Genomic DNA, 15,476 nt, shown 5'->3' with positions numbered 1-15,476 from the left:
TCTTCGGGAGACACCGTGGAACCGGCTTCGCCGGGCCACTGGTGTCGCCCCCGGAGAGGGGGGTGGCGCAGCGACACGAAGTGCGCAAAGCCTGGGGGTGAGCCGGTTTCAGCCACGGTGACTCCAGCGGCGGCCGCCGCGCTCCATGAAGTCGCGCACCTTCTGCTGTTGCGCCGCATTCAGGTTGTCATAGAAGTCGGCGGCGGCGGCAATGATCTCGGGGCTGCCGTTGCGCACGGCGGTGGTCTTCTCGTCGACCAGGCGCGCGGCGCCGGCCTGGTCGAGCTTGTTGCCCGCGAACAGCGCCTTGAACTGCGAGCGCGGGTCGCCCGAGCCGCCGGCGCCGCGCATGGCTTCGCGCTGCGCCTGCAGCTTCTCGGCGAGCACGGTGAGCTTCTGCTTCTGGTTGGCGTCGAGTTCGAGCTTGCTGCCCACGCGCTCGACCATCTTCGCGCGGAAGTCGGCGCTGTCGCCGCCCCAGCCATGTCGCTGGCCGGCGCAGCCGGCAATGCTGCCGGCGACCATCGCGGCGCCCGCGAATCCGAAAAGAGTGCGTTTGATCCAGTGCTTCATGATGATTCCTTGCTCGCCCTCGAGTCGCCCGAGGGCATCGTTGGGGGGAGGTCTTACAGCCGGCTGCTCTTGGCGCTGGCGGCTGCGGCGCGCGCGTCGACCGGGTTCTGCATCGTCGAGACGACCCGGCTGTTCACGCGCGAGCCGGACGTCACGTTCTGGTCGGGTGCGGCGGCGGCGCGCACGGCTTCGGCGACGACGCGTGCGCGCTCGGTCGACACGGCCATGCCCTCTGCGCCGCGCGAGCCGCGCACCACGTTCTGGTCGGGTGCCGATGCGGTGCGCACGGCTTCGGCGTTGACGTCGGCGCGGCTCTTGGCCGACACGGCGGGTTGCACGCCCTCGTAGCTTTCGGCCTTGGCGCCCGCGGCGGCGAGCATGGCGAAGGAGCCGACGGCAACGAGCTGGGTCAGGGAGAGAGATTTCATGATGCAGGTCTTTCTTTCGGGGTTGAAGAGAAGACCTGATCGTGCTCGCGGCGTTGCCGCAAGTCCTTTCGCCGCGGTTTCGGCGTGTTTCGTTTCTTTTCACCCGCCGCCGGACGCGGATGAAAAAGTACGCTCAACCCGCCATGGCTGCGGCGGGATCGTCCGATTCGAGAACGCTCTTCGCCCACGCTTCGAGCTTGCCGGTGTCGGCGCGCAGCACCTCCTGCTTGACCGCGAGGATGCGCGAGGGATGCATCGAGAAGCTGCGCAGGCCCAGGCCCAGCAGCAGCCGCGTGAAGGCCACGTCGCCCGCCATCTCGCCGCACACGGCCACGCCCTTGCCCTGCCGCCGGCACTCGGCGATGGTGTCGGCCACGAGGCGCAGCACCGCCGGGTGCGCGGGGTCGTAGAGGTGCGCCACCGACTCGTCGGCGCGGTCGATGGCCAGCGTGTACTGGATCAGGTCGTTGGTGCCGATCGACAGGAAGTCGAAGTGCTTCAGGAAGATGCGCAGCGTGAGCGCGGCCGCGGGAATCTCGATCATGGCGCCGAGCTTCACCTGGCCGTACACCGCGCCGCGGTTGTCGAGCTCGGTGCGCGCGAAGTCGATCAGCGACAGCGTCTGGCGGATCTCGCTCGCGTGCGCGAGCATGGGAATCAGCAGGTGGATCTCGCCGTGCGCCGCGGCGCGCAGGATGGCTCGCAGCTGCGTGAGGAACATCGCCGGGTCGGCCAGGCTCCAGCGGATGGCGCGCAGGCCGAGCGCGGGATTCAAATGTTCCTGCTTGTTGGCCGATTTGCCGTCCAGCGGCTTGTCGGCGCCCACGTCGATGGTGCGGATGGTGACGGGCATGCCCTGCATGCCCTCGACCGCGCGCTTGTAGGCCTGGTACTGCTCCTCTTCGTCGGGCAGGCGGGTCTGGCGCGTGGTCGACTCGCGGCCCATGAAGAGGAATTCGCTGCGAAACAGCCCCACGCCCACCGCGCCGGCCTTGACGGCGCCCACGGTGTCTTCCGGCATCTCGATGTTGGCGAGCAGCTCCACGCGCTGGCCGTCGAGCGTGACGGCGGGCTTGTGGCGCAGCCGCGCGAGCCGGCCGCGTTCGAGGTCGCCCTGGCGTTGCTTGAAGCCGTATTCGGCCAGGATGATCGGAGAAGGGTCGACGATCACCACGCCGGCGTCGCCGTCGATGATGACCCAGTCGTCCTGGCGCACCAGCTGGCTCGCGGTGCGCGCACCGACCACGGCCGGGATGTCCATGCTGCGCGCCACGATGGCGGTGTGCGAGGTGCGACCGCCCACGTCGGTGACGAAGCCGGCGAACACGCTCTTCTTGAACTGCAGCATGTCGGCCGGCGAGAGATCGTGCGCGATGAGCACCAGCGGCACGTCGATGCCGTCGCCCGCGGTGGGATCGTCGTTGTCGTTGTCGTCGTCCTGGGAGGTGGCGCGCTTGCGGCGAGGCGGGCTCGGCGCGAGCACGGCGGCCGTGCCCTTCATGCGGTGCAGCAGGCGCTCGACCACCTGCTCGAGGTCGGCCTTGCGCTCGCGCAGGTACTCGTCCTCCATCTCGTCGAACTGGCGCGCGATGATCTCGAGCTGTGTGGTCAGCGCCCATTCGGCGTTGTAGAGCCGCTCGGTGATCCAGTGCTTGACGCCGCCGGTGAGGACCTCGTCCTGCAGCAGCATCTGGTGCACCTCGAGCAGCGCCGAGAGTTCGTGCGGCGTGTCGTTCGGGCCCATCTGCGCAACGCTGGCCTGCAGCTTGGTGAGCTCGTCGGCCACCGCGTTGCGCGCGGTGCGCACGCGGTCGATCTCGGTCTCGATTTCTTCAGGCTTGATGAAGTAGTGGGCCACGTCGATGCGGCTCGACACCACCAGCACCGCGCGCCCGATGGCAATGCCACGGGCGACGGGAAGGCCGTGGACTGCAAAAGTCATGGGACGGTCCTTATTCGCCTTCGCCGAACTTGTCGTCCATCAGGAGCACGATGGCGTTCATTGCTTCATCTTCCTGCTCGCCGTTGGTTTCGAGCTCGACGGTGCTGCCCAGTCCGGCGGCCAGCATCATGACACCCATGATGCTCTTGGCGTTGATGCGGCGGTCGCCGCGGGAGAGCCACACCTCGCAGGGAAAGCTGCCTGCGAGCTTGGTCAGCTTGGCCGATGCGCGTGCATGCAGGCCCAGCTTATTGCTGATGGTCACGGATTTCTTGATCACTGTGCTTTCTTTTTGCCTGGTTCTGGGGAGCCGCCACCGCCACCTGCATGACGCCGGCGGTGCCGCCCGCGAGGGCGCGCTGCACCAGCGTATCCAGGGGCTCGTGCCGATAGGTGACGGCGCGCAGCAGCATCGGAAGATTGACCCCCGCCACCAGCCGCGACCGGACGCCGTCCACCAGCTTCTGCGCCACGTTGCAGGGCGTGGCGCCGAACACGTCGGCCAGCACCAGCACCTGCGAGCGCGGCGTGTGCAGCTGCTGCGCGAGCGTGATGCGCGCGGCGGCCAGCGTTTCTTCGGGCGACACGTTGGGCAGGACGTCGAGCGCGACGATGGCCTGCTCGCAATCGGGAAACACATGCAGCGCGCACTGCCGCAGCGCGTGCGCGAACGGTGAGTGGGCGATGATGAGGATGCTGTTCATGCGAGGCGGAGGGCGACGCATCGATTATGCGGGGGCGCCCAGGGGAAGTAGATATACGACACAACGCAGCAGCCCCGAAAAACGGACAGTGCCGCCAGCCGGGTAGCTATCAGAACCATAGCAGATCGGCCTTCATGGAAGCCGCAAGCTCTCGAAGAAGGTTTTCGATGCTTCGGGCGAAGAAGGCTTGCCCAGCACGGTGGCCTGGTAGAGCGCCACGGTGCCGTCTTTCTGCGACTGGGCAAACCAGAGCACCTGTACCGGCGCCGATGCGCCCTGCTGCTGCTGCCGCGGCTGGGCATCGAGCCGCAGCGGCGCCGGCGCGGCGGTCGCGCGCTGGACGCTGGCGGGAGTTTCCGCCACCTGCGCCTCGCCCAGCTGGCCGCGGGTGGCGGCGTGCCATGCGCGGAGCCAGGCCTCGGCCTGCTCGGGGCCGCTGGCGGAGGCGTGCGCGATGGCGAAGGTCGCACCGCCGGCTTCGCAGCCCGTCATGTCGACCTGCACCGATTCGGCACCCAGCGGCAGCGCGCGGTTCGCCCGGTCGGCCTTGCAGGGCAGCAGCACGATCAGGCCGGATTCGGCGACCGGCACTTCGCGCCAGTTGAAGGTCGGGCTGCAGGCGGCGACCAAGGCTGCCGCTGCCAGCACGAACCGGGAATGGAGGACGGGAGACGGCATCGGAGAACGATTATCGAGCCGCGCCCAGGCGCCGCGAGCACGATCCGGCGGGCGGAACTAAAATCGCGCCGCCCTTGTCTTCCGTGTTGCCATGAAGAAATACATCGCCGCTGCCGCCGTCGTCCTCGCATTGGCCGCCGGCGTGGGCGTGTACCTCGGCTCCGGCGCCACCGCCGCACCGGCCTCTACCTTCGTGCTGCTCGACGGCACGCAAAAGAGCACGGCAGACCTGAAGGGCAAGGTCACCCTGGTCAATTTCTGGGCCACGAGCTGCGTGACCTGCGTCGGCGAAATGCCCAAGGTCATCGCGACCTACGACAAGTACAAGGCACAGGGCTACGACACGTTGGCAGTGGCCATGAGCTACGACCCGCCGAGCTATGTCGTCAACTTCGCGCAAACGCGCAAGCTGCCGTTCAAGGTGGCGATCGACAACACCGGCAGCGTGGCACAAGCCTGGGGCGACGTGAAGCTCACGCCGACCACTTACCTGGTCAACAAGCGCGGCGAGATCGTGAAGCGCTATGTGGGCGAGCCCGATTTCGCCGAACTCCACAAGCTGATCGAGAAGCTGCTGGCCGAGGCCTGATCTTCCGCTCCTCCCGCAAGAAGGCGCTCCCGAAAGAGCGCCTTTGTTTTTTTTCGCGAGGCGACGGCTTACTGGTTGCGAAAGCTGTCGTGGCAGGCCTTGCAGCTCGCTGCGGTCGGACCGAACTGGGCCTTGAGCGCGTCGAGATTGCCGGCCTTGGCGGCAGTCACCAGCTTGGCGGTTTCGGCGATCAGCTTCTCCTGGCGCTCCTTGAACTTGGCGTCTTCCTTCCAGATTTCGGGCTTGGCCTTGCCGCCCTCGGTGCTGGCGCCGAAGGCCGTCCACGGCAGCTTTGCCATGTCGGCGACCATTTCGGCGTTGGCCGCGGCAGCCGAGGCGTCGTAGGGCGCGCGTCCGTTGGCCATGGCGCCTAGGCGGCCGAAATGCTGGCTCATCACGAACAGCGCGCTCTGGCGGTACTTGATGGCGTCCTCAGACTTGGCGAACTGCGCTGCAGCGGGCAGGGACAGGACAGCGCAGGCGGCTGCAAGGGCGAACGGAGCAAGTCGGGTCATCGGGGGTCCTCATTGTGGGGAAAATGCCGTCGAGCGCGGCGCAGCGGCCGAGTGTAGGGGCTGCCTGCGACAGCCGCATAGCAACAACCCGAAGCAGGCCGGGGCCTGGACTTTGCTAATCTGCGCCTTCCGCAGCATTGCGCCCCGCGCCCTTCTCGATGACCGATTCTTCCGTGGCTGCCTTCCCGGCGGCCTCAGGCTCCAGCGCCCGCACGCGGGTCTGGGACCTGCCGACACGCCTTTTCCACTGGGCGCTGGCCGCAGCCGTCATCGGCATGATCGGCACCGGGTTGAACGATGCCATGGAATGGCACTTCCGCCTGGGGTACGCGGTGCTCGCGCTGCTGTTGTTCCGGCTGCTCTGGGGCTTCGTGGGCGGACGCTGGTCACGCTTTGCAGCCTTCGTCTACGGCCCGGGTTCGATGGCGGCCTATCTGCGCGGACGAGCGCGCCCGGACCATCTGATCGGGCACACGCCTCTGGGCGCACTGTCGGTGTTCGCGGTGCTGGCGATCCTGGCCTTGCAGGTGGCAACCGGGCTGATGGCGGACGACGAAATCTCGGCATCGGGGCCGCTCACGCGTTTCGTCTCGGGCGAGCTCGTGAGCCTGGCCACCGGTTGGCACAAGGCGCAGGGCAAGTGGATCGTGATCGCCCTCGTGAGCCTGCACCTGCTCGCGGTGCTGTTCTACGTGCTGGTCAAGCGGCACCGACTGGTGCGGCCGATGGTGACGGGCGACAAGCTGGTTTCCGCCGAGAACGCCGAGGTGGCGCCGAGCCGCGACGACGCGGCGTCGCGCTGGCTGGCGCTGGTGCTGTTCGCACTGTGCGCGGGCGTGGCGTATTGGGTTTCCTCGCTGCGCGTATGAGCTTTTCTGTTTCACGCCCCCTGCCGCTGTCGGACATGCCGGCGGTCGTGCTGCTCACGCCCGAAGAAGCTCACGAGATCGAGGCCACACGCGCGATCTTCCGCGACTACGCGGCCTCGCTGGACATCGACCTGGACTTTCAGGATTTCGACGGCGAACTGGCGCAGCTGCCGGGCGAGTACGCCGAACCGCGCGGCCTGCTGCTGCTGGCGCTGGTCGATCCGGCCAACGTGAAGGAAGACGCCGGGCGCGAGGCGCCGACCCTGCGGCGCGCCGACGGCACGCTGGCGCATGTGGCGGGGTGCTGCGCGCTGCGCCCGCTCGACAGCGCGGACTACGCGAACGCCGCCGAGATGAAGCGCCTGTATGTGCGCCCCGGCTTCCGCGGCCTGGGCCTGGGCCGGCAACTGGCCGAGGCGATCCTCGATGCCGCACGCAGCGCGGGATATGGCTGCGTGCTGCTCGACACACTCGACGACATGGAATCGGCGCGCGCCCTCTATGAAGACCTGGGCTTCGCAGAGGTACCACCCTACTATCACAACCCCGTCGCCGGGGCCCACTACCTGAAAGTGGAGCTTTAGCTCGACCCCAGGCTGCGCGCACTTCGTGTCGCTACGCCCCCTGCCGGGGGTGGGCGGGGAGGCCCCTCGAAGGATCCGGATTTATTTAACCGCGGGCTTGGGCCAGCAGCGTGTCGGCGTCGCTGACTTCGAACTTGCCCGGTCCTTCGACGTTGAGCGTCGCGACCTTGCCATCCTTCACGAGCATCGAGTAGCGGTTGCTGCGCAGGCCCATGCCGCGGCCGGTCAGGTCCAGCGTGAGGCCGGTGGCCTTGGCGAAGTCGGCGCTGCCGTCAGCCAGCATGCGCACCTTGGTGCCAGTCTTCTGGTCGCGCGCCCAGGCGCCCATCACGAAGGCATCGTTCACGCTCACGCACCAGATCTCGTCCACGCCAGCGGCCTTGAAGTCGTCGAAGTGCTGCACGTAGCCCGGCACGTGCTTGGCCGAGCAGGTGGGCGTGAAGGCGCCGGGCAGCGCGAACAGCGCGATGGTCTTGCCCGCCGAAGCCTTGGCCACGTCCACGGCGTTCGGGCCGATGCTGCAGCCTTCGCCCTCGACTTCGGAATATTCCTGCAGGGTGGCCGAGGGAAGGGTGTCGCCGACTTTGATCATTGAAAGTGCTCCTGAAAAAGAAAAACGGCCCACATTGTGGGCCGTTTCCGGATGGGCTGTAGCGAGCCGGGGAGATCAGACCAGAACGGCCTTCTCGACCAGACGGGTCACGACCCAGTTCTTGGTCTTCGAGATCGGACGGCTTTCCGTGATCTCGATGGTGTCACCCAGCTTGTACTCACCCTTTTCGTCATGGGCGTGGTACTTGCTCGTCTTGGCCACGATCTTGCCGTACAGCTCGTGCTTCACACGGCGCTCGACCAGCACGGTCACGGTCTTGGCACGCTTGTCGCTGACCACCTTGCCGATCAAGGTGCGCTTGAGGGATTTTTTAGGTTCCGTCATGTTCACTCCTTACTTGGCGGCGGGGGTTTCTTGCTGCCTCTGAGCAAGAATGGTCTTTGCGCGAGCGATGTCGCGACGCGTCACGCGCAGCGTCGAGGTGTTCGACAGCTGTTGCGTGGCCTTCTGCATGCGCAGACCGAAATGGGCCTTCTGCAGATCCTTGATTTCGGCTTGCAGGCCTGCGACGTCCTTCGTGCGCAGGGTTGCGGCCTTCGTCACCTTGGCCGGAGCCGCGGTTTCTTTTTTCTTACGGGTTGCCATCAGTGTTCTCCTCTCAGGCGCCGAGCTGGCGAGCGACGAACGTCGTACGCAGCGGAAGCTTGGCGGCGGCCAGGCGGAACGCTTCGCGGGCGAGTTCTTCGGGCACGCCGACGATCTCGAACACGATCTTGCCAGGCTGGATTTCGGCGACGTAGTACTCGGGGTTGCCCTTACCGTTACCCATCCGCACTTCAGCGGGCTTGGTAGAGATCGGCTTGTCCGGGAACACGCGGATCCAGATACGGCCACCGCGCTTCACATGACGCGAGATCGCGCGGCGAGCGGCTTCGATCTGGCGCGCCGTGAGGCGGCCGCGATCGGTGCATTTGAGACCGAAGTCACCGAACGCAACCGAGTTACCCGTGGTTGCGATGCCGGTGTTGCGGCCCTTTTGTTCCTTGCGGAACTTTCTGCGTGCAGGTTGCAGCATGTTTTGTTACTCCGTAGTTCTAAGACCGATCACTCGGTCTTGGCACCGTCAGCTGCTGCAGCTGGCGCGGCTTTGCGGACGCGCTTAACGGCGGGTTTCGAGTCACCGGCACCGCCGGTTGCTTCTGCAGGCTTGTCGCTGCCATCGGCCGGAGCGGTGTTGCCACCGATCGGGCCGCGGGCACCGGCGCGCGGGCCGGGACCACGACGGTCCGAACCCGGACGGTCGCCACCCGGGCGGCCATCGCGGCGCGGACCGCGCGGACGACGTTCTTCTTCGGGACGCGGCGTTTCGACGGCCGGCAGGTCGTTGCGACCCAGCGTGTCGCCCTTGTAGACCCAGACCTTGACGCCGATGACGCCGTAGGTGGTCTTGGCTTCCGAGGTGCCGTAGTCGATGTCGGCGCGCAGGGTGTGCAGCGGCACGCGGCCTTCGCGGTACCACTCGGTACGTGCGATTTCGATGCCGTTCAGGCGGCCAGCCGACATGATCTTGATGCCCAGGGCACCCAGACGCATGGCGTTCTGCATGGCGCGCTTCATGGCGCGGCGGAACATGATCCGCTTTTCGAGCTGCTGCGTGATGCTGTCGGCGATCAGCTGCGCATCGATTTCGGGCTTGCGCACTTCTTCGATGTTGACTGCAACCGGCACGCCGAGCTGCTTGCCCAGTTCGCGCTTGAGGTTCTCGATGTCTTCGCCCTTCTTGCCGATCACGACGCCCGGACGTGCCGAGTAGATCGTGATGCGTGCGTTCTTGGCGGGACGTTCGATCATGACGCGCGAGACCGAAGCGTTCTTCAGCTTCTTCTTCAGGTATTCGCGAACCTTGATGTCTTCGGCCAGCATGCCCGCGAAATCGCGGTCGCTTGCGTACCAGCGGCTGGACCAGTTACGGGTGACCGCAAGGCGGAACCCGGTTGGGTGGATTTTCTGTCCCATATTTCTTCCAGGCCTTCTTAGTTGCCGACCGTCACGTACACATGGCACGTGGGCTTGCTGATGCGATTGCCGCGACCCTTGGCCCGAGCGGTGAAACGCTTGAGCGTTGCACCTTGCTCGACGTAGATGGTCTTGACCTTCAGCTCGTCGATGTCGGCACCGTCGTTGTGCTCGGCGTTGGCAATCGCCGACTCGAGCACCTTCTTGATGATCACAGCGGCCTTTTTCTGCGTGAATTGCAGAACGTTGAGCGCTTGATCGACCTTCTTGCCGCGGATCAGGTCCGCGACCAGACGGCCCTTGTCGACCGACAGGCGGACACCGCGGAGGACTGCACGTGTTTCAGACATGGTCGTTCCTTACTTCTTCTGGACTTTTTTGTCCGCGGGGTGCCCCTTGAACGTACGCGTGAGCGCAAATTCGCCGAGCTTGTGGCCGACCATCTGGTCGGTGATGTACACGGGCACGTGTTGCTTGCCGTTGTGCACAGCGATGGTCAGACCGATGAACTCGGGCAGAACCATCGAGCGGCGCGACCAGGTCTTGATCGGCTTCTTGTCCTTGGTCGTCACGGCCTTGTCGGCCTTGGCCACGAGGTGATGGTCGACGAAAGGACCCTTTTTGAGAGAGCGAGTCATTGGCTATCCCTTACTTCTTGCGACGCGACACGATGAAGACCTGCGTGCGCTTGTTGTTACGGGTGCGATAGCCCTTGGTCAGATTGCCCCATGGGTCGACAGGATGGCGGCCTTCGCCAGTCTTGCCTTCGCCGCCACCATGCGGGTGGTCGACCGGGTTCATCACCACGCCGCGAACGGTCGGGCGGATACCCATGTGACGCTTCACACCGGCCTTGCCGAGTTGGCGCAGGCTGTGCTCTTCGTTGGCCACTTCGCCGATGGTTGCACGGCATTCGATGTGGATGCGGCGCACCTCACCCGAACGCATGCGGACCTGGGCGTAGACGCCTTCGCGAGCCAGCAGCGTGGCCGACGTACCGGCCGAACGTGCGATCTGCGCGCCCTTGCCGGGTTGCAGTTCGATGCAGTGGATCGTCGAGCCGACCGGAATGTTGCGGATCGGCAGGGTGTTGCCGGCGCGGATCGGGGCTTCAGCGCCCGACAGCAGCGTTGCACCAGCTTCCAGACCGCGCGGGGCGATGATGTAGCGGCGCTCGCCGTCGGCGTAGCACACCAGGGCGATGTGGGCGGTGCGGTTCGGGTCGTACTCGATGCGTTCGACCTTGGCCGGGATGCCGTCCTTGTTGCGCACGAAGTCGACAACGCGGTAGTGGTGCTTGGCACCGCCGCCACGATGACGGATCGTGATGTGGCCGTTGTTGTTGCGGCCGGCCTTCTGGAACTGGGGTTCCAGCAGGGGAGCGTGAGGAGCCCCCTTGAACAGGTGGTCACGCGAGATCTTCACCGCGCCGCGTTGGCCCGGCGAAGTGGGTTTCATCTTGATGACGGCCATGATTAAGCGCCTTCCCCGACGAGGTTGAGCTCTTGACCGGGCTTCAGGGTCACATAGGCCTTGCGAACGTTGTCGCGGCGGCCGATGGACTTGCCAAAGCGCTTGGTCTTGCCCTTGGTGTTGAGCACCGACACGCCCTGGACTTCGACCTTGAACATCAGTTCGACAGCGGCCTTGATCTCGGGCTTGGTGGCGTCTTGCAGCACCTTGAAAGTGACAGCGTTCGACTTCTCGCCGACCATCGTGGCCTTTTCGGACACGATCGGGGCGACCAGCACCGCCATCAGGCGGCCTTCTTCGAACGTACGTTCAGCGGCGGTAGGGTTCACGCGGCTCATGCGAACATCTCCTTGAGCTTGTCGACGGCACCCTTGGTGACCAGCACCTTCTTGTAGTGAACCAGCGACACCGGATCGGCGTAGCGGGGTTCGACCACGAGAACGTTCACCAGATTGCGCGAGGCAAGGTACAGGTTTTCGTCGACTTCTTCGGCGATCACGAGCACGGACTCGAGATTCATTGCCTTGAAACGGGCTGCCAGCGGCTTCGTCTTGGGCGAATCCACGGTCAGCGAATCCACCACGGCCAGACGGCCTTCGCGAGCGAGCTGCGAGAAGATGGCGGCCATGCCGGCGCGGTACATCTTCTTGTTGATCTTCTGCGAGAAGTTTTCGTCAGGCATGTTCGGGAAGATCCGGCCACCCCCGCGCCACAGCGGCGAGGACGTCATACCGGCACGGGCGCGGCCCGTTCCCTTTTGCTTGAAAGGCTTCTTGGTCGAGTGCTTGACCTGCTCGCGGTCCTTCTGGGCGCGCGTGCCTTGGCGGGCGTTGGCCTGGAACGCAACGACGATCTGGTGGACCAGGTCTTCGTTGTAGTCACGGCCGAACACGGTCTCGGGGGCGTCGTACTTCGACGCGGCCTGGCCTTGTTCGTTCAGGAGTTCGAGTTCCATTACTTCGCTCCTTCAGCCGCTTGCGGCTTGGCCTTGATGGCGGGACGCACGGTGACGAAGCCACCCTTCGAACCCGGAATCGCGCCCTTGATGAGCAGCAGTTGACGTGCTTCGTCGATGCGGAACACGTCGAGGTTTTGCGTCGTGCGCGTGACGTCGCCGAGGTGGCCCGTCATGCGCTTGCCGGGAAACACGCGACCGGGGTCTTGTGCCATGCCGATCGAGCCGGGAACGTTGTGCGAACGGCTGTTACCGTGCGACGCGCGTTGCGAGCTCATGTTGTGGCGCTTGATCGTGCCAGCGTAGCCCTTACCGATGGAGGTGCCTTGCACGTCCACCTTCTGGCCCACGGAAAACACGCTGGCTGCCGCAATCACGCCGCCAGCCTTGTGCTGACCTGCGGTTTCTGCGGTAACGCGGAATTCCTGGATGATTTCGCCAGCTTCGACACCCGCCTTGGCGAGGTGGCCGGCTTCGGGCTTGGTCACGCGCGATGCTTTGCGCGAACCGAACGTCACCTGCAGGGCGACGTAGCCATCGGTCTCTTGGGACTTGATCTGGGTCACACGGTTGTTGGACACATCCACCACCGTGACAGGAACTGCGTCCCCGTCATCGGTGAAGAGACGCATCATCCCCACCTTGCGGCCCAGCAACCCGAGGGAGTTGCTCAGACTCATTTGTTTTCTCCAAAAATGGAAGACTTCCTTCGCCGCTGCCACTTCAATTGGCGACAGCGTTTGGCCGATTCCCCAAGGTTCCCGGCCCGCGAAAGAAGGTTGATAAATCTCTGCCCGAACTACACCCGCATGGACGCACCAAGGGCAGAGCCAGCGATTATAGCCCGCGGCGCGGGCCCATTGCAAGGGCGATTGTTGCGCCTGTTTGGGGCCCTATTTGGGCTCTTTTGGCTCTTTGGCGGGCAAGGAGATGATCTTTTCGCCCTCGTCGGACGATTTCACCTCGCCGGCACCCTTCATGGCCGGCACCCCCGATCCGGTCTGCACAGGGATCGCGACGATGCTCATGGCGCCGTTCTGCGTGACAAAGACGTTCAGGTAGGCAAGGCCCTCGCGGTCGCTCGTCACCGTGGCGGTGGCGGTCGTACGCTGGCCGGCCGGGAGAGCCAGGCTGCTGCTCGTCGTCAGGGTCAGGCCGGTATCCGTCGTCAGGCGCGCGGTGGCCCCGGCCGGATCGCTCACGCCGTCGAACTGCAGAACGACAGAAACCGGCCGGCCGATCTGGGCCCTGCCGTCGACCCTGTACTGGATCACGACACCGGAATCATTGGGCTTGCGCGCCGCGACCGTCATGGCCGCATGGCGCGAAGAAGCAACGTGCTTGGCCGCTCGGGGCGCGGGCACGCCGTCCGCGAAAACCGGCGCCGACGTGGCAGCGAGCGTCAGCCATGCCGCAGCGGCAATCATCGAGCTGGAACGGGGGTTCATGGTGGCCTTCCTCACTGCTATTGAATGGTTACGTTGAAACACGTGCTAGCAGCGGAGTTATTGAGATCGTTGACAACCAGGACATAGTCGCCGGCCGAAAGGTTGACCGAACTGGTATTGCGGCTCACCACACCACCTTTGTAGATCGCGAAATTGGCGCTGGCACCCACCGGCGGGGAGACCACGAACTGGTAGCTGCGGCTGGCCGGAGCCGTAAACCTCAAGTACGCAAAGCTGCCCAGCTTGTTGCCATCGCGCTGCGGATCGGCGGCATTCGTCACACAAGCTTGTGTAATCGAGCCGCCGATCGCTGCCGGCTTGTACATCGGCAGCACGATCGGCAAGCCGCCATCATTGTTTTCCGATGAGCCATAGGCATCGCTGCTGCCCGCTATGTTCTGCCCCGCCAGCAGCGCAGCCAGCGCCTGCGCACTGCCCGGCGCCGTCGCATTGAATGCCGCCGCGAACGGATGGATCGACGTGACCGGCGCACCACTGCGGAACTGGAACCCCGTCATCGTGTCGTGGATCGGCTTGAACCCGACCTGCTGGTTGAGATTCCAGAAGATCGACTGGATCGAGGATTCGCGGAACCAGCCCGGGTTGGATGCCGGCCCCCTCGTGAGGTCGAGGCTGCCGCCCTGGGCCTGGCCGGGCCCACCCGAATCGACATAGTTGTTCCGCCCCAGCGCGATGCCCGACCAGCCGTTGCCCCATCCTTCGGAGAAGGCAAGCCGGCGATCGATGAGCTCGCTCGTGGAATGGGCGCCGCCCGTCGAATCGTCCCGGCTGAAGGAGGCCTGGTAGTAGTGCCCCCACTCGTGCGCGATCACCGGCGCATCGAATTCGTCGGTATCCACATCCTCCTTGCCGAGCACATAGATTTCTGCACCCGAACTCCTGCCGACGAAGAACGTGGTGCCGATCTGTCCCAGCGCGATACTTCCGCTGGCGTTCGTGTTGTTGACACTCCAGAACACCTTCAGCGACGGAAATGCCGTAGCCGGCGCCACAGACAACACCTTCTGCATTGCGGTGTAGATCGTGTCCATCACGGCGAACGGCCCGGACACGCGCTGGCTGGTGTAGCTCGATCCACCCCAGCCGCTGCCGGCTCGCAGGTTGCGGGTGAGTGCCGCACCTCCCGTGGAGAACGCCGACGACTGCATGGAATAGATCGCGTTCGACCGGGTGTTGTCGCGCACGGTGACGTCCCAGCTCGGCGCCGAACCGGTGCGGGTCAATTGGGCCCGCACCCGTACGATGACAGCCGTGTTCGCCGGAACGGTCACAGCATAGGCGCCGCCGTCGTCTGTGGAGGTCGTGGCCAATTGGCTGCCGCTGGTGGCATCGAGCACTTCGACAAAAGCGCCACGCACCGGCTTGACCGAGGTGTCGGCGTACACGAGAGGGCCATTCGGATTGGGCACAAACTCATAGGTAGCTGTACCGCTCAAAGCGACTTGCGTCGTTGCCACAGGAGGCACGGACACATCACCACCGCCGCCTCCTGTTGCCGCAGGAGGCAGGGACAGCACAGGAAGGCCCCCACCGCCCCCTCCTCCTCCACCGCCGCAAGCGGCCAACAACGCCGCCGCGATGCACGCCATCAAACCGGACGCAAAAGAGATGCCTTGTCTCATAGCTGTGCTGCCCTCGTTTCAGCTGCATTGCGCCCCGCCCCATGGGGGCCGCAGACCGGCGAGGATGCCACATTCGTGAGACAAAAAACAAAGCCCGCCTGCATTTCTGCAGGCGGGCTTCGTCAGTAACCGCGGCGCGAAGCCGAATGGATTACTGCAGCTTGATTTCGACGTCCACGCCGGCCGGCAGGTCGAGCTTCATCAGCGCGTCCACGGTCTTGTCAGTCGGGTCGACGATGTCCATCAGGCGCTGGTGCGTACGGATTTCCAGCTGGTCGCGCGACGTCTTGTTGACGTGCGGCGAACGCAGGATGTCGAAGCGCTTCATGCGGGTCGGCAGGGGCACGGGGCCCTTGACGATCGCGCCGGTGCGCTTGGCGGTATCCACGATTTCAGCGGCCGACTGGTCGATCAGCTTGTAGTCGAATGCCTTCAGGCGGATGCGGATTTTTTGCTTGGTAGCCATGGTGATTCCTTTGCGTCCGGCTTAGATGTCGAGGATCTTC

Annotated in this window: 24 protein-coding genes; 3 read left to right on the top strand and 21 right to left on the bottom strand. The window is 65.1% G+C overall.

The features are described from left to right. Positions 1-108: 108 nt before the first annotated feature. The 6 genes from PMI12_RS25170 to PMI12_RS25145 form a co-directional block, all read right to left on the bottom strand. Positions 109-573: a Spy/CpxP family protein refolding chaperone gene (locus PMI12_RS25170; protein ID WP_007838159.1), complete on the bottom strand. Its 465-nt coding sequence runs from the start codon at positions 571-573 to the stop codon at positions 109-111. A 53-nt stretch (positions 574-626) separates the two neighbouring features. Further along, a complete protein-coding gene (locus PMI12_RS25165; RefSeq protein WP_007838158.1) occupies positions 627-1,001 on the bottom strand; it encodes a hypothetical protein in 375 nt (124 codons plus the stop codon). A 133-nt stretch (positions 1,002-1,134) separates the two neighbouring features. Further along, complete coding sequence (gene ptsP, locus PMI12_RS25160) at positions 1,135-2,943, bottom strand: phosphoenolpyruvate--protein phosphotransferase (RefSeq protein ID WP_007838157.1); 1,809 nt, start codon at positions 2,941-2,943, stop codon at positions 1,135-1,137. A gap of 10 nt (positions 2,944-2,953) precedes the next feature. Then, entirely contained in the window at positions 2,954-3,223 is a 270-nt protein-coding gene (locus tag PMI12_RS25155; protein WP_007838156.1) for an HPr family phosphocarrier protein, read from the bottom strand. Continuing rightward, positions 3,192-3,647, bottom strand: a complete 456-nt coding sequence (locus PMI12_RS25150; protein WP_007838155.1) for a PTS sugar transporter subunit IIA — start codon at positions 3,645-3,647, stop codon at positions 3,192-3,194. Before PMI12_RS25150 ends, PMI12_RS25155 begins: the two co-directional genes overlap by 32 nt. A 132-nt stretch (positions 3,648-3,779) precedes the next feature. After that, positions 3,780-4,325 carry a hypothetical protein gene (locus PMI12_RS25145; RefSeq protein ID WP_007838154.1) on the bottom strand — a complete coding sequence of 182 codons (546 nt, stop codon included), beginning with the start codon at positions 4,323-4,325 and terminating at the stop codon, positions 3,780-3,782. A gap of 91 nt (positions 4,326-4,416) precedes the next feature. Between PMI12_RS25145 and PMI12_RS25140 the strand changes: the two genes are divergently transcribed. After that, positions 4,417-4,914, top strand: coding sequence for a TlpA disulfide reductase family protein (locus PMI12_RS25140; protein WP_007838153.1), 498 nt, complete (start codon positions 4,417-4,419; stop codon positions 4,912-4,914). Between the two features lie 68 nt (positions 4,915-4,982). Here the strand turns inward: PMI12_RS25140 and PMI12_RS25135 are convergent, their stop codons facing one another. After that, positions 4,983-5,429 (bottom strand): c-type cytochrome, encoded by a 447-nt coding sequence (locus PMI12_RS25135; protein ID WP_007838151.1) that lies wholly within the window; start codon positions 5,427-5,429, stop codon positions 4,983-4,985. A gap of 158 nt (positions 5,430-5,587) precedes the next feature. Between PMI12_RS25135 and PMI12_RS25130 the strand changes: the two genes are divergently transcribed. Both PMI12_RS25130 and PMI12_RS25125 read left to right on the top strand, forming a co-directional pair. Then, a complete protein-coding gene (locus tag PMI12_RS25130) occupies positions 5,588-6,298 on the top strand; it encodes a cytochrome b/b6 domain-containing protein (protein ID WP_007838150.1) in 711 nt (236 codons plus the stop codon). Further along, complete coding sequence (locus PMI12_RS25125) at positions 6,295-6,882, top strand: GNAT family N-acetyltransferase (RefSeq protein ID WP_007838148.1); 588 nt, start codon at positions 6,295-6,297, stop codon at positions 6,880-6,882. Before PMI12_RS25130 ends, PMI12_RS25125 begins: the two co-directional genes overlap by 4 nt. A gap of 85 nt (positions 6,883-6,967) precedes the next feature. On the opposite strand, the gene PMI12_RS25120 is transcribed toward PMI12_RS25125, so the two are convergent. From PMI12_RS25120 to rpsJ, 14 genes are all read right to left on the bottom strand, one after another. Further along, positions 6,968-7,474 (bottom strand): peroxiredoxin, encoded by a 507-nt coding sequence (locus tag PMI12_RS25120; protein ID WP_007838146.1) that lies wholly within the window; start codon positions 7,472-7,474, stop codon positions 6,968-6,970. Between the two features lie 75 nt (positions 7,475-7,549). Next, on the bottom strand, positions 7,550-7,819 hold the full coding sequence (rpsQ, locus tag PMI12_RS25115) for a 30S ribosomal protein S17 (RefSeq protein ID WP_007838145.1): 270 nt from the start codon (positions 7,817-7,819) through the stop codon (positions 7,550-7,552). Between the two features lie 9 nt (positions 7,820-7,828). Then, positions 7,829-8,038 carry a 50S ribosomal protein L29 gene (gene rpmC, locus PMI12_RS25110; protein ID WP_042674302.1) on the bottom strand — a complete coding sequence of 70 codons (210 nt, stop codon included), beginning with the start codon at positions 8,036-8,038 and terminating at the stop codon, positions 7,829-7,831. Between the two features lie 55 nt (positions 8,039-8,093). Continuing rightward, positions 8,094-8,510 (bottom strand): 50S ribosomal protein L16, encoded by a 417-nt coding sequence (gene rplP / locus PMI12_RS25105; protein ID WP_007838137.1) that lies wholly within the window; start codon positions 8,508-8,510, stop codon positions 8,094-8,096. A gap of 29 nt (positions 8,511-8,539) precedes the next feature. Next, positions 8,540-9,451, bottom strand: coding sequence for a 30S ribosomal protein S3 (gene rpsC, locus PMI12_RS25100; protein WP_007838135.1), 912 nt, complete (start codon positions 9,449-9,451; stop codon positions 8,540-8,542). Positions 9,452-9,468: 17 nt separating this feature from the next. Next, positions 9,469-9,801: a 50S ribosomal protein L22 gene (gene rplV, locus PMI12_RS25095; protein WP_007838134.1), complete on the bottom strand. Its 333-nt coding sequence runs from the start codon at positions 9,799-9,801 to the stop codon at positions 9,469-9,471. 9 nt (positions 9,802-9,810) lie between these two features. Further along, positions 9,811-10,089: a 30S ribosomal protein S19 gene (gene rpsS, locus PMI12_RS25090; protein WP_007838132.1), complete on the bottom strand. Its 279-nt coding sequence runs from the start codon at positions 10,087-10,089 to the stop codon at positions 9,811-9,813. 10 nt (positions 10,090-10,099) lie between these two features. Continuing rightward, complete coding sequence (gene rplB, locus PMI12_RS25085) at positions 10,100-10,924, bottom strand: 50S ribosomal protein L2 (RefSeq protein WP_007838130.1); 825 nt, start codon at positions 10,922-10,924, stop codon at positions 10,100-10,102. Between the two features lie 2 nt (positions 10,925-10,926). Continuing rightward, entirely contained in the window at positions 10,927-11,262 is a 336-nt protein-coding gene (gene rplW, locus PMI12_RS25080) for a 50S ribosomal protein L23 (RefSeq protein WP_007838129.1), read from the bottom strand. Beyond that, positions 11,259-11,879, bottom strand: a complete 621-nt coding sequence (gene rplD, locus PMI12_RS25075) for a 50S ribosomal protein L4 (protein WP_007838126.1) — start codon at positions 11,877-11,879, stop codon at positions 11,259-11,261. The genes rplW and rplD overlap by 4 nt, the downstream gene beginning before the upstream one ends. Beyond that, positions 11,879-12,559 (bottom strand): 50S ribosomal protein L3, encoded by a 681-nt coding sequence (gene rplC, locus PMI12_RS25070; RefSeq protein ID WP_007838124.1) that lies wholly within the window; start codon positions 12,557-12,559, stop codon positions 11,879-11,881. Before rplC ends, rplD begins: the two co-directional genes overlap by 1 nt. A gap of 213 nt (positions 12,560-12,772) precedes the next feature. Next, on the bottom strand, positions 12,773-13,327 hold the full coding sequence (locus PMI12_RS25065) for a hypothetical protein (RefSeq protein ID WP_007838122.1): 555 nt from the start codon (positions 13,325-13,327) through the stop codon (positions 12,773-12,775). 17 nt (positions 13,328-13,344) lie between these two features. Then, positions 13,345-14,733: a hypothetical protein gene (locus PMI12_RS25060; RefSeq protein WP_007838120.1), complete on the bottom strand. Its 1,389-nt coding sequence runs from the start codon at positions 14,731-14,733 to the stop codon at positions 13,345-13,347. A 388-nt stretch (positions 14,734-15,121) separates the two neighbouring features. After that, a complete protein-coding gene (gene rpsJ, locus PMI12_RS25055; protein ID WP_007838118.1) occupies positions 15,122-15,436 on the bottom strand; it encodes a 30S ribosomal protein S10 in 315 nt (104 codons plus the stop codon). Between the last annotated feature and the right edge of the window lie 40 nt (positions 15,437-15,476).

Origin of the sequence: Variovorax sp. CF313 (genome assembly GCF_000282635.1) — a bacterium.
In the GTDB taxonomy this organism is placed as follows: Bacteria; Pseudomonadota; Gammaproteobacteria; order Burkholderiales; family Burkholderiaceae_C; genus Variovorax.
The sequence above is the reverse complement of the archived record's forward strand: the minus strand, read 5'-3'. Positions and strand labels throughout refer to the sequence as shown.

Bases quoted from the DNA above. Each gene is read 5' to 3' on its own strand.
- rplD (WP_007838126.1), bottom strand. From the start codon at position 11,879: ATGGAACTCGAACTCCTGAACGAACAAGGCCAGGCCGCGTCGAAGTAC.
- rplP (WP_007838137.1), bottom strand. From the start codon at position 8,510: ATGCTGCAACCTGCACGCAGAAAGTTCCGCAAGGAACAAAAGGGCCGC.
- PMI12_RS25130 (WP_007838150.1), top strand. From the start codon at position 5,588: ATGACCGATTCTTCCGTGGCTGCCTTCCCGGCGGCCTCAGGCTCCAGC.
- rpsQ (WP_007838145.1), bottom strand. From the start codon at position 7,819: ATGACGGAACCTAAAAAATCCCTCAAGCGCACCTTGATCGGCAAGGTG.
- PMI12_RS25140 (WP_007838153.1), top strand. From the start codon at position 4,417: ATGAAGAAATACATCGCCGCTGCCGCCGTCGTCCTCGCATTGGCCGCC.
- rplC (WP_007838124.1), bottom strand. From the start codon at position 12,559: ATGAGTCTGAGCAACTCCCTCGGGTTGCTGGGCCGCAAGGTGGGGATG.
- rplB (WP_007838130.1), bottom strand. From the start codon at position 10,924: ATGGCCGTCATCAAGATGAAACCCACTTCGCCGGGCCAACGCGGCGCG.
- rpsS (WP_007838132.1), bottom strand. From the start codon at position 10,089: ATGACTCGCTCTCTCAAAAAGGGTCCTTTCGTCGACCATCACCTCGTG.
- rpsC (WP_007838135.1), bottom strand. From the start codon at position 9,451: ATGGGACAGAAAATCCACCCAACCGGGTTCCGCCTTGCGGTCACCCGT.
- rplV (WP_007838134.1), bottom strand. From the start codon at position 9,801: ATGTCTGAAACACGTGCAGTCCTCCGCGGTGTCCGCCTGTCGGTCGAC.
- PMI12_RS25170 (WP_007838159.1), bottom strand. From the start codon at position 573: ATGAAGCACTGGATCAAACGCACTCTTTTCGGATTCGCGGGCGCCGCG.
- PMI12_RS25145 (WP_007838154.1), bottom strand. From the start codon at position 4,325: ATGCCGTCTCCCGTCCTCCATTCCCGGTTCGTGCTGGCAGCGGCAGCC.
- PMI12_RS25125 (WP_007838148.1), top strand. From the start codon at position 6,295: ATGAGCTTTTCTGTTTCACGCCCCCTGCCGCTGTCGGACATGCCGGCG.
- rpsJ (WP_007838118.1), bottom strand. From the start codon at position 15,436: ATGGCTACCAAGCAAAAAATCCGCATCCGCCTGAAGGCATTCGACTAC.
- rplW (WP_007838129.1), bottom strand. From the start codon at position 11,262: ATGAGCCGCGTGAACCCTACCGCCGCTGAACGTACGTTCGAAGAAGGC.
- PMI12_RS25120 (WP_007838146.1), bottom strand. From the start codon at position 7,474: ATGATCAAAGTCGGCGACACCCTTCCCTCGGCCACCCTGCAGGAATAT.
- ptsP (WP_007838157.1), bottom strand. From the start codon at position 2,943: ATGACTTTTGCAGTCCACGGCCTTCCCGTCGCCCGTGGCATTGCCATC.
- PMI12_RS25135 (WP_007838151.1), bottom strand. From the start codon at position 5,429: ATGACCCGACTTGCTCCGTTCGCCCTTGCAGCCGCCTGCGCTGTCCTG.
- PMI12_RS25150 (WP_007838155.1), bottom strand. From the start codon at position 3,647: ATGAACAGCATCCTCATCATCGCCCACTCACCGTTCGCGCACGCGCTG.
- PMI12_RS25065 (WP_007838122.1), bottom strand. From the start codon at position 13,327: ATGAACCCCCGTTCCAGCTCGATGATTGCCGCTGCGGCATGGCTGACG.
- PMI12_RS25165 (WP_007838158.1), bottom strand. From the start codon at position 1,001: ATGAAATCTCTCTCCCTGACCCAGCTCGTTGCCGTCGGCTCCTTCGCC.